This window comes from Streptomyces sp. NPDC005878 (assembly GCF_040629815.1).
Classification (GTDB): Bacteria; Actinomycetota; Actinomycetes; order Streptomycetales; family Streptomycetaceae; genus Streptomyces.
Window position 1 is genome coordinate 182,099 of sequence record NZ_JBEXWK010000010.1, and the last position, 11,207, is coordinate 193,305.

11 protein-coding genes are annotated in these 11,207 nt (G+C 69.7%); 4 read left to right on the forward strand and 7 right to left on the reverse strand.

Going from position 1 to position 11,207, the window contains the following annotated elements:
• Positions 1-45: 45 nt before the first annotated feature.
• Together ABZ404_RS18095 and dnaB are read right to left on the reverse strand one after the other, a co-directional pair.
• Entirely contained in the window at positions 46-1,422 is a 1,377-nt protein-coding gene (locus ABZ404_RS18095) for a serine hydrolase domain-containing protein (RefSeq protein ID WP_358831827.1), read from the reverse strand.
• Positions 1,423-1,573: 151 nt separating this feature from the next.
• On the reverse strand, positions 1,574-3,043 hold the full coding sequence (dnaB, locus tag ABZ404_RS18100; RefSeq protein WP_358831826.1) for a replicative DNA helicase: 1,470 nt from the start codon (positions 3,041-3,043) through the stop codon (positions 1,574-1,576).
• Positions 3,044-3,484: 441 nt separating this feature from the next.
• Here dnaB and ABZ404_RS18105 point away from each other — a divergent pair, with 441 nt between their 5' ends.
• Positions 3,485-4,822, forward strand: a complete 1,338-nt coding sequence (locus ABZ404_RS18105) for an MATE family efflux transporter (RefSeq protein WP_358831792.1) — start codon at positions 3,485-3,487, stop codon at positions 4,820-4,822.
• Between the two features lie 111 nt (positions 4,823-4,933).
• On the opposite strand, the gene rplI is transcribed toward ABZ404_RS18105, so the two are convergent.
• The 4 genes from rplI to rpsF form a co-directional block, all read right to left on the reverse strand.
• A complete protein-coding gene (gene rplI, locus ABZ404_RS18110; RefSeq protein WP_067162187.1) occupies positions 4,934-5,380 on the reverse strand; it encodes a 50S ribosomal protein L9 in 447 nt (148 codons plus the stop codon).
• Between the two features lie 18 nt (positions 5,381-5,398).
• Entirely contained in the window at positions 5,399-5,635 is a 237-nt protein-coding gene (gene rpsR, locus ABZ404_RS18115) for a 30S ribosomal protein S18 (RefSeq protein WP_005315025.1), read from the reverse strand.
• A gap of 43 nt (positions 5,636-5,678) precedes the next feature.
• On the reverse strand, positions 5,679-6,272 hold the full coding sequence (locus ABZ404_RS18120; RefSeq protein ID WP_358831791.1) for a single-stranded DNA-binding protein: 594 nt from the start codon (positions 6,270-6,272) through the stop codon (positions 5,679-5,681).
• 75 nt (positions 6,273-6,347) lie between these two features.
• The gene (gene rpsF / locus ABZ404_RS18125) at positions 6,348-6,638 is read right to left on the reverse strand and encodes a 30S ribosomal protein S6 (RefSeq protein WP_067162183.1); all 291 of its coding nucleotides are present in this window, start codon (positions 6,636-6,638) and stop codon (positions 6,348-6,350) included.
• Between the two features lie 271 nt (positions 6,639-6,909).
• Here rpsF and ABZ404_RS18130 point away from each other — a divergent pair, with 271 nt between their 5' ends.
• The 3 genes from ABZ404_RS18130 (at position 6,910) to ABZ404_RS18140 (ending at position 9,573) form a co-directional block, all read left to right on the forward strand.
• Positions 6,910-7,230 (forward strand): hypothetical protein, encoded by a 321-nt coding sequence (locus ABZ404_RS18130; protein WP_358831790.1) that lies wholly within the window; start codon positions 6,910-6,912, stop codon positions 7,228-7,230.
• 123 nt (positions 7,231-7,353) lie between these two features.
• Positions 7,354-8,472, forward strand: a complete 1,119-nt coding sequence (locus ABZ404_RS18135) for a peptidoglycan bridge formation glycyltransferase FemA/FemB family protein (protein ID WP_358831789.1) — start codon at positions 7,354-7,356, stop codon at positions 8,470-8,472.
• 69 nt (positions 8,473-8,541) lie between these two features.
• On the forward strand, positions 8,542-9,573 hold the full coding sequence (locus ABZ404_RS18140) for an alanine racemase (protein ID WP_358831788.1): 1,032 nt from the start codon (positions 8,542-8,544) through the stop codon (positions 9,571-9,573).
• A 64-nt stretch (positions 9,574-9,637) separates the two neighbouring features.
• Here ABZ404_RS18140 and ABZ404_RS18145 read toward each other — a convergent pair whose 3' ends face one another.
• A complete protein-coding gene (locus tag ABZ404_RS18145; protein WP_358831787.1) occupies positions 9,638-11,164 on the reverse strand; it encodes a glycosyltransferase 87 family protein in 1,527 nt (508 codons plus the stop codon).
• Between the last annotated feature and the right edge of the window lie 43 nt (positions 11,165-11,207).

Here is an 11,207-nt window from a genome sequence, read left to right on the forward strand (position 1 = left end):
GAAGGTTTCACGTGAAACGGGGGCTGCCACGTTTCACGTGAAACATCAGACTCCGCGCCAGCCCTCGGGGTCGACCCCTCCCGGAACCACCTCGGCCGGTCCGTACGGCTCCCGGGTGAAGACGAACGACCCAAGGTCGAGATGGCTCACCGAGCCGTCCGGTCGGCGGACCGCCCGCAGGATCTCGCCCTGGTAGTAGCCGTTGAGCCCGACCCAGCCGCCGTCCGACCGCGCCTCGAACCTCGACGCGCGGCCCTGACCGCGCAACGGCTCCAGCGCCATCGTGCCGTCGGCGTTCAGCCGCAGGCCGTAGGTGTACGTCCCCCAGTACCAGGGGCCGGTGAGCTCCAGCAGAGCCGGGTCGACCTCGGACAGGGGCCGCCACGGCGCGGGGAGCTTCGGCTCGGCCTCGATGACGATCCGGATGAGATCGGCGGCGACCGACGGGGCCGTCCCCGACGTGGAGTTGGTGAGGACGGCCGCCCCGACCCCGTCCTCCACGCTGATCCAGAGTCCGGCGACGAAACCCGGCAGCGAACCGGTGTGACCGGTGAGGGTGCGGTGGCCGTCCTGGCGGCTCAGCTGGACCCCCAGCCCGTAGTTGTTCTGCCAGTCCCCCGCCTCGGGCGGTGCGGACGGGGTTCGCATCTCCCGTACGCTCGCGGCGCTCAGCACCCGGTCGTCCCCCTCGGCGAGGAACGCGGCGAAGCGGCAGAGGTCCGCCGCCGTCGACCACAGCTGGCCCGCCGGAGCCATCAGCCCCAGGTCCTCGGCCGGCTCGGGAAGCAGGGCGTCGGCCCAGGGGTGCACGGCCCAGCCGCCCGCGTGCGGGGCCACCGGCCGGGTGCTCGTCCTGGTCAGTCCCAGCGGATCGAGGACCTCGCTTCGCAGAGCCTCCTCCCAGGACACTCCCCGCACGGCCTCGATCAGCGAACCGAGCAGCGTGTAACCGGGGTTGGAGTAGTGGTGCAGCCTGCCGACCGGATGCGGCTGCGGGTTCTCCCCCAGCACGTCCGAGAGCTCCGGACGCAGCGCGGCCGAGCTCCGCTCCCACCAGGCCCCGGGCGTCTCGGCGGCCAACCCCGCGCTGTGGCCGAGGAGTTGGGCGATGGTCACCTCACCGACCCCGGTGCCGGGCAGATGCTTCTCCAGCGGGTCCCCGAGGTCCAGCAGCCCCTCGTCGCGCAGTCGCAGGACCAGCACGGCGGTGAAGGTCTTGGTGATCGAGCCGATGCGGTACTGGACGTCGGCGTCGGGGCCGTGGCCTTCGACGGAGGTGCGCGAGCCCGTCCACACGATCCGGCCCTCCCGGACCACAGCGGCGACCAGCGAGGGCAGCCGCCCCTCGGACTGGGCGACGGCCAGGCGGTGGATCAGGGCGCGTTCGGTACCGGGCAGAAGGCCGGCGGGGGCCGTGGTCATCGGCGGGGCGCTCGGCACATGCGGGGATGAGGTCATGCCCCAGGTGTATCCCCGCACTCCACAGCCGTCGAACGGTTTTCCCCCGACACGCACCGGACAGTACGCGTCGTACGGTCCATCCGTTCGCCACCGCCCCGGGGACGAACCCGGATCAGGTCTGCGCCATGTCCACGAAGCGCGAATAGTGGCCCTGGAAGGCCACCGTGATCGTGGCCGTCGGACCGTTACGGTGCTTGGCCACGATGAGGTCCGCCTCGCCCGCGCGCGGGGACTCCTTCTCGTACGCGTCCTCGCGGTGCAACAGGATGACCATGTCCGCGTCCTGCTCGATGGAGCCGGACTCACGCAGGTCGGAGACCATCGGCTTCTTGTCCGTACGCTGCTCGGGGCCACGGTTCAGCTGGGAGAGCGCGATGACCGGGAGCTCCAGCTCCTTGGCGAGCAGCTTGAGGTTTCGGGACATGTCCGAGACCTCCTGCTGGCGGCTCTCGGCGCGCTTGGAACCGCCGGACTGCATCAGCTGGAGGTAGTCGATGACGACGAGCTTGAGGTCGTTGCGCTGCTTGAGCCGGCGGCACTTGGCGCGGATCTCCATCATCGACAGGTTCGGGGAGTCGTCGATGTAGAGCGGGGCCTGGGAGACGTCCGGCATCCGGCGGGCGAGGCGGGTCCAGTCCTCGTCGGTCATGGTGCCCGAGCGCATGTGGTGGAGCGCGACCCGGGCCTCGGCCGACAGAAGACGCATCGCGATCTCGTTGCGGCCCATTTCGAGGGAGAAGATCACGCTGGGCAGGTTGTGCTTGATGGAGCAGGCCCTGGCGAAGTCCAGCGCCAGTGTGGACTTACCCATGGCGGGCCGGGCCGCGATGACGATCATCTGACCCGGGTGCAGACCGTTGGTGAGGGAGTCGAAGTCGGTGAAGCCGGTCGGCACACCGGTCATCTCGCCGCTGCGGGAGCCGATCGCCTCGATCTCGTCGAGCGCGCCTTCCATGATGTCGCCGAGAGGGAGGTAGTCCTCGCTGGTGCGCTGCTCGGTGACCGCGTAGATCTCGGCCTGGGCGGAGTTGACGATCTCGTCGACGTCACCGTCCGCCGCGTATCCCATCTGCGTGATCTTCGTGCCCGCCTCGACGAGACGGCGGAGCACCGCCCGCTCGTGGACGATCTCCGCGTAGTACGAGGCGTTGGCTGCGGTCGGGACCGACTGGACCAGGGTGTGCAGATACGAGGGGCCGCCGACGCGGGTGATCTCGCCCCGCTTGACCAGCTCGGCCGCCACGGTGATCGGGTCGGCCGGCTCGCCCTTCGCGTACAGGTCGAGGATCGCCGTGTAGACGGTCTCGTGGGCCGGGCGGTAGAAGTCATGGCCCTTGATGATCTCCACGACGTCCGCGATGGCGTCCTTGGAGAGCAGCATGCCGCCGAGGACGGACTGCTCGGCGTCGATGTCCTGCGGGGGGACCCGCTCGAACCCGGACGATCCGCCGCCGTCCCAGGACTCACTCTCGCGACCGCGGTCGTGCTGGTCGTCGCGGCCGCGGCCCCGTCCTTCGGCGCGGCGGGGGCGGGAGACGGGCAGACGGTCACCCGGACCGCTGTCGGCCCAGGGGTCGTCCAAGGGCTCGGGAATGCTCACCGGGCCACCTCCTCCCGTCCGCTCCGCGGACCTAGCCGTGCCACTCTTTCTACGGCACGGCACTGACAAAACGAGAAGCCCGACTCCGGTTCCGGCGCGTCGGGCGCCGGTCCACGTTAGGCCCGTCGGCACCTTCAGCCAATCTGGTTATCCACAGGCCATGTGGACGACGGACCAGATGCTGTGGAGAACTCCGCAGAACCTGTGCACGGACCGGGGGACAGCACTGTGGACAAAGTCATAGCCCACCCGGCACCACCCGCTTGACCTGCGGTTTTTCCGTCCACCGGCTGTGGGGGAGAAAAACTTTCTCGGCTGGCCCAAGATCACGACAAACGGCGCACAGCCGAACCGCACTCCGGTTCCAAGGTAAGGATCGCTCTGGCATTGCATCCATTACCTGTGGAAGATTAGATTGAGTTCATGACACAGGCCCCCGTGGCACCGAGGCACACCCGGCGCCGACACGACCGCGAGATCGTCTCGCTCGCCGTCCCCGCCTTCGGCGCCCTGGTCGCCGAGCCGCTCTTCGTCATGGCCGACAGCGCGATCGTCGGCCATCTCGGCACCCCGCAACTGGCCGGTCTGGGCATCGCCGCGGCCCTCCTCACCACCGCCGTGAGCGTCTTCGTCTTCCTCGCCTACGCCACCACGGCCGCCGTCGCACGCCGCGTCGGCGCCGGAGACCTGCCGGCCGCCATCCGCCAGGGCATGGACGGTGTCTGGCTCGCCCTGCTACTCGGTGCCGGCGTCATCGCCGTCGTCCTGCCCGCGGCCCCCTGGTTCATCGACCTCTTCGGAGCCTCGGACACCGCCGCCCCCTACGCCGTCACCTATCTGCGCGTCTCCTCGCTCGGTATCCCCGCCATGCTCGTGGTGCTCGCGGCCACCGGCATCCTGCGCGGCCTCCAGGACACCAGGACGCCGCTGTATGTGGCGATCGGCGGTTTCACCCTCAACGCGGCGCTGAACGTCGGGCTCGTCTACGGGGCCGGCCTCGGCATCGCCGGCTCCGCCTGGGGCACCGTGACCGCCCAGGTCGCGATGGCCGCCGTCTACCTCCGCGTCGTCGTACGCGGGGCCCGGCGGCACGGCGCCTCGCTGCGTCCCGACGCGGCGGGGATCCGCGCCAGCGCCCAGGCGGGGGTTCCGCTGCTGGTCCGTACGCTCTCGCTGCGGGCCGTCCTGATGATCGCCACCGCCGTGGCCGCCCGCCTGGGCGACGCCGACATAGCCGCCCACCAGATCATCCTGTCCCTGTGGAGCCTGCTGGCGTTCGCCCTCGACGCCATCGCGATCGCCGGGCAGGCCATCATCGGGCGGTACCTCGGCGCGGAGGACACCGAGGGCGCCCGCCAGGCATGCCGGCGCATGGTCGAGTGGGGCATCGCCGCCGGGGTGGTGCTCGGTCTGCTGGTGGCGGTGGCCCGGCCGCTGTTCATCCCGCTCTTCACCGGCGACGACACGGTCCGGGACGCCCTGCTGCCCGCGCTCCTGGTGGTCGCCCTCTCCCAGCCGGTCTCGGGGGTCGTCTTCGTCCTCGACGGCGTACTCATGGGCGCGGGCGACGGCCCCTATCTGGCGTGGGCGATGCTGCTGACGCTCGCCTGCTTCGCCCCGGTGGCGCTGCTGGTCCCGGCGCTCGGCGGCGGGCTCACCGCCCTGTGGTGGGCCATGGCCCTGATGATGTCGGTCCGCATGCTGACGCTCTGGCTCCGCGCCCGTTCGGGGCGCTGGCTGGTCACGGGCGCGACGCGCTGAGCACCTTCCGGCGGGGGGCGTGTTTCACGTGAAACATCGCTGCCGCCGGCAACGGCGAAGGGCCGCACCCCGGAGGGTGTGGCCCTTCTTATGCTCTGCTGAGCGATGCCCTTAGGCGGCGACGACCTCGACGCCAACCTTCGCGGCAACCTCGGCGTGCAGACGCACGGACACCTGGTGCGCGCCCAGGGTCTTGATCGGCGAGCCGAGCTCGACGCGACGCTTGTCCACGTCCGGGCCACCGGCAGCCTTGATCGCCGCAGCGACGTCGGCCTGGGTGACGGAGCCGAAGAGACGGCCGGCGTCGCCGGAGCGAACAGCCAGACGCACCTTCACGCCTTCGAGGCGGGCCTTGATCTCGTTGGCCTGCTCGATGGTGGCGATCTCGTGGATCTTGCGAGCACGACGGATCTGCTCGACGTCCTTCTCGCCGCCCTTGGTCCAGCGGATCGCGAAACCACGCGGGACCAGGTAGTTGCGAGCGTAGCCGTCCTTGACGTCGACGACATCGCCGGCGGCACCGAGGCCAGAGACCTCGTGGGTGAGGATGATCTTCATTTTTCGGTCACCCTTCCCTTATCGCGCGGTGGACGTGTAGGGCAGCAGCGCCATCTCACGGCTGTTCTTGACGGCCGTGGCGACGTCACGCTGGTGCTGCGTGCAGTTGCCGGTCACGCGGCGGGCACGGATCTTGCCGCGGTCGGAAATGAACTTCCGCAGCATGTTCGTGTCCTTGTAGTCCACGTAAGCGGTCTTGTCCTTGCAGAAAGCGCAGACCTTCTTCTTAGGCTTGCGCACAGGCGGCTTCGCCATGGTGTTTCTCCTGTGTGATCAAGAAGTGGGGGTACGGGCTGCCCTAGAAGGGCGGCTCGTCCGAGTAGCCGCCGCCGGAGCCGCCGGAGCTTCCGCCCCAGCCGCCACCGCCGCCACCCTGCTGCTGGCCGCCGCCGGCCGGTGCGCTGGAGGCCCAGGGGTCGTCGGCGGGAGCGCCGCCGCCCTGCGGGCCGCCACTGGGGGCTCCACCCCAGCTGCCACCGCCCTGCTGCTGGCCACCACCGCCGCCGTAACCACCCTGGCCGCCTCGACCGGTGGTCTTGGTGACCTTGGCCGTGGCGCTCTTGAGGCTGGGGCCGACTTCCTCGACGTCCAGCTCGTAGACCGTGCGCTTGACGCCCTCGCGGTCCTCGTAGGACCGCTGCTTCAGCCGGCCCTGCACGATGACGCGCATGCCTCGCTGGAGCGACTCGGCGACGTTCTCCGCCGCCTGACGCCAGACCGAGCAGGTCAGGAAGAGGCTTTCGCCGTCCTTCCACTCATTGGTCTGACGGTCGAAGGTGCGGGGAGTCGACGCGACACGGAACTTCGCGACGGCCGCACCGGACGGGGTGAAGCGCAGCTCGGGGTCGTCGACGAGATTGCCGACGACCGTGATGACGGTCTCGCCTGCCATGGGTGAACCTCTCGGCGGGGATTGCTGCTGGCTGCTGTGTTGCTACTCGGAACCCGATGACTTCTGAGCGGAAGCTCAGTGGGTCTCGGGACGGAGGACCTTGGTCCGGAGGACCGACTCGTTCAGGTTCATCTGACGGTCGAGCTCCTTGACGACCGCAGGCTCGGCCTGGAGGTCGATGACCGTGTAGATGCCCTCGGGCTTCTTCTTGATCTCGTAGGAGAGACGACGACGGCCCCAGGTGTCGACCTTCTCGACCTTTCCGTTGCCCTCACGGACGACGGAGAGGAAGTTCTCGATCAGGGGGGAGACAGCGCGCTCCTCCAGATCGGGGTCGAGGATGACCATCACCTCGTAGTGACGCATGTGGAACCCACCTCCTTTGGACTCAGCGGCCACGGTCGTTCCGTGGCAGGAGGGTCGTGATGCGTGAACAACGGTATCCGCCGCCACTGACAATCCCGCTCCGAGAGAGGGGGACCGCGTCCTGGCCAGGGCAGACACCGGTGCAGACCGTACAGAGTACCTGCACACAGGCTTCCGGTTGAAATCCGGCGGTCAGCGGCCGCAATCTGTACACATCGGGTGTGCGCGGCGCTACCCTTCGCCGCGCTCCGCTTCCGCCAGGAGGTGCCTCATGGCACAGGCAATGCGATCGAACTCGTCCGTCGTCTCCCTCTTCGCCACCGACGGCAAGCCCCATCCCCTTCAGGACGCCTTCATGGCGGTGACCGTCGTGCTCGGCGCACTGGCCTTCATCACGGCGTTCTTCCACAACCTGCACCTGCTCAGCTCCTGGGCGGGCCTGGTGGGGATCCTCACGGGCGCGTACGGACAGTTCATCTCGGTGACGACCCGCGAGCGGTTCCTGCTGATCCTCGGGCTCGGCGCCGCCGCCGTGGGCTTCTTCCTCGGCATGGCCCACGGCGGTCTCTTCGGCGGCGTCATCGGCCGCTGAGGACACCCCGCACCCGCTCAGGTCCGTACAGCCATCCGGGGCGCTCCCCGGGCGCAGTAGGCTTCGGCGCGAGAGCCGGAGCCCCTGTACCCATGGGGACACACCTGCCGAGGAGCGCCCCGCATGAGCCTGACCCTGAGGACCATCAGCCGTGAGCAGCATCTGGCGTACATCCAGAGCCTGCCCGCGGCTAGCCACTGCCAGGTCCCGGCGTGGGCTGATGTGAAGACCGAGTGGCGCTCGGAGAGCCTCGGGTGGTTCGACAAGACCGGTCAGATGGTCGGCGCCGGCCTGGTGCTCTACCGCCAGCTGCCGAAGATCAAGCGGTACCTCGCGTACCTGCCCGAGGGCCCGGTCATCAACTGGTACGCCCCGAACCTCGACGAGTGGCTCCAGCCGATGCTGGCGCACCTCAAGCACCAGGGCGCGTTCTCGGTGAAGATGGGCCCGCCGGTCGTCATCCGCCGCTGGGACTCGGCCGCCATCAAGTCCGGCATCCAGGACCCGGACGTCAAGCGTCTGCGCGACGTCGAGGCCACCCACATCGAGCCGCGTGCCTTCGAAGTGGCCGACCGGCTGCGGAAGATGGGCTGGCAGCAGGGCGAGGACGGCGGCGCGGGCTTCGGCGACGTGCAGCCGCGCTACGTCTTCCAGGTGCCCCTCGCCAACCGCTCGCTCGACGACGTCCTCAAGGGCTTCAACCAGTTGTGGCGCCGCAACATCAAGAAGGCCGAGAAGGCCGGCGTCGAGGTCGTCCAGGGCGGCTACGAGGACCTGGCCGAGTGGCAGCGGCTGTACGAGATCACCGCCGTCCGCGACCACTTCCGGCCGCGCCCGCTCTCGTACTTCCAGCGCATGTGGACGGTCCTCAACAACGAGGACCCCAACCGGATGCGGCTCTACTTCGCGCGCCACAACGGCGTGAACCTGTCGGCGGCGACGATGCTCGTCGTGGGCGGGCACGTCTGGTACTCCTACGGCGCCTCCGACAACATCGGCCGTGAGGTCCGGCCCTCGAACGCGATGCAGTGGCGGATGCTGCGCGACGCGTACGCCATGGGCGCGACCGTCTACGACCTGCGCGGCATCTCGGACTCGCTCGACGAGACCGACCACCTCTTCGGTCTCATCCAGTTCAAGGTGGGTACGGGTGGTGAGGCCGTCGAGTACGTCGGCGAGTGGGACTTCCCGCTGAACAAGCTGCTGCACAAGGCGCTCGACATCTACATGTCGAGGCGCTGACGGGTGCGCAGTCCCGTCCCTTCCCACCTCTGACACACCGCAGCCACCAGAAAGGTTCCGGAACCGGCCATGGCGCTCTCCCTGTACGTCGACACCGCGCGCTGGCGGGCGCACCAGAAGTCCGTGGTCGACCAGTTCCCGGGCATCGTCCCGGTCTGCAAGGGCAACGGCTACGGCTTCGGCCACGAGCGCCTGGCCGAGGAGGTGAACCGCTTCGGCTCGGACATCCTGGCGGTCGGCACCACCTACGAGGCCGCCCGCATCAAGGACTGGTTCGGCGGCGACCTGCTGGTGCTCACGCCGTTCCGCCGGAGCGAGGAGCCGGTGCCGCTGCCGGACCGCGTGATCCGCTCGGTCTCCTCCGTGGACGGGGTGCACGCCCTCGTGGGCGCGCGCGTGGTCATCGAGTGCATGAGCTCGATGAAGCGCCACGGCATCAAGGAGGAGGAGCTCGGCATGCTCCACTCCGCCATCGAGGACGTACGGCTGGAGGGCTTCGCCCTGCACCTCCCGCTCGACCGCACCGACGGCTCCGACGCCGTCGAGGAGGTCATCGCCTGGATGGACCGGCTGCGGGCGGCCCGGCTGCCGCTGCACACCATGTTCGTCAGCCATCTGCGGGCCGAGGAGCAGGCGCGGTTGCAGCAGCAGTTCCCGCAGACCCGGTTCCGGGCGCGTATCGGCACGCGGCTGTGGCTCGGCGACCACGAGGCGACCGAGTACCGGGGCGCCGTCCTGGACGTCACCCGGGTCGCGAAGGGGGACCGTTTCGGCTACCGCCAGCAGAAGGCCGCTTCGGACGGCTGGCTGGTCGTGGTCGCGGGCGGCACCTCGCACGGCGTCGGCCTGGAGGCGCCCAAGGCGCTCCACGGGGTGATGCCGCGGGCCAAGGGCGTCGCCCGGGCCGGTCTGGCGACCGTCAACCGCAACCTGTCGCCGTTCGTCTGGGACGGCAAGCAGCGCTGGTTCGCGGAGCCGCCGCACATGCAGGTGTCGATCCTCTTCGTCCCCTCGGACTCCCAGGAACCGCGCGTGGGTGACGAGCTGGTGGCCCATCTGCGGCACACCACGACGCAGTTCGACCGCATGGTCGACCGCTAGGCGCCGCGTCACCGCCCAGGACACGACGAAGGGCCCCCGCCACCGGCGGGGGCCCTTCGCGTCGCTACCAGCCGTCCTGGGCGCCCCGCTGCCCCGTTCCCCACTCCACCCGCGGCCCCTCCACCAGAGGAGCCGCGTGCCGGGGCGGATGCGCCGCCTGACCCAGGACGAAGACGTCCGGGGCGCCGTCGAGCACGCCTCCGGAGGGGTCGTCCGAGCCGTCGCGCCGTACGCCGTCCCGCTCCGGCATCAGGATGTCCCGCACGATCACCGCGCACAGGTAGAGCGTCGTCAGCAGATGGGCGGCGATGGCCAACTGGTAGCCCTCCGGCGGGAGTCCCTGGTGCTTCTCGCCGCTCATCGTGTACGCGAGGTACGTCCAGATCCCGAGGAAGTAGACGACCTCCCCCGCCTGCCAGATCAGGAAGTCGCGCCAGCGCGGCCGGGCGAGCGCGGCCAGCGGGATCAGCCACAGCACGTACTGCGGGGAGTAGACCTTGTTGGTCAGGATGAACGCCGCGACGACCAGGAAGGCGAGCTGGGCGAAGCGCGGCCGGCGGGGGGCCGTGAGCGTCAGCGCCGCGATGCCCGCGCAGAGCAGCACCATCAGCAGCGTCGCCAGGTTGTTCACCATGTCGACGTCCAGGGACTTGCCGGTGCGCTGCGAGATGATCAGCCAGAAGGACCCGAAGTCGACCGACCGCTCCTGGCTGAAGGTGTAGAACTTCTTCCAGCCCTCGGGCGCGAGCAGCATCACCGGCACGTTCACCGCCAGCCAGGCGCCCGCCGCCCCGAGCACGGCCGCCCCGTACTCCCGCCACTTCCCGGCCCGCCAGCACAGGAACAGCAGCGGCCCCAGCAACAGCACAGGGTAGAGCTTGGCGGCCGTCGCCAGCCCGATGAGGATGCCGAAAGCGAGCGGGCGGCCGCGGGACCACAGCAGCATGGCGGCGGCGGTCAGGGCGATGGCGAAGAGGTCCCAGTTGATCGTCGCGGTGAGGGCGAAGGCGGGCGCCAGGGCGACCAGCAGCGCGTCCCAGGGGCGGCGGCGGTGCGTCCGCGCCACACAGACCGCGATGACGGCCGTGCAGGCCATCAGCATCCCCGCGTTGACCATCCAGTACATCTGCTCGCGGTGCTGCATGCTGCCGCCGGACATCCATGACACCGGCCAGGAGGCCACCTCCATGAACAGCCCGGTCAGCACCGGGTATTCGAGGAAGTCCATGTCGCCGGAGAGCCGGTCGAAGTAGGGCACCTTCCCGTCGGCGAAGCCCCGGCCCACGTACAGGTGCGGGATGTCGGAGTAGCAGGCGTGGGTGTACTGGGAGTTCACGCCCCGGAACCACGCCCACTCGTAGCAGGGGGCCTTCTGCGCCATCCCGAGGGCGAACATGCCGATGGCGACCAGGGTGATCACCCGGACCGGGGTCAGCCAGTGGCCCGCTCCCGAGGCCCAGCGGCCCATGGGACCGCCCAGCACCTCGCTGCCGGCCGCGGCGACCTCGTCCTGCTCCGTGGGGCGCACGACGGGGCCGGCGGACTTCCCCGGCCGGGTCTCGTACGCGCGGGCACTGGTCTCGCTCGTCATGCCGCACATCCTGCCGTACACCTCCGGGGAAATGCCGAGGGGC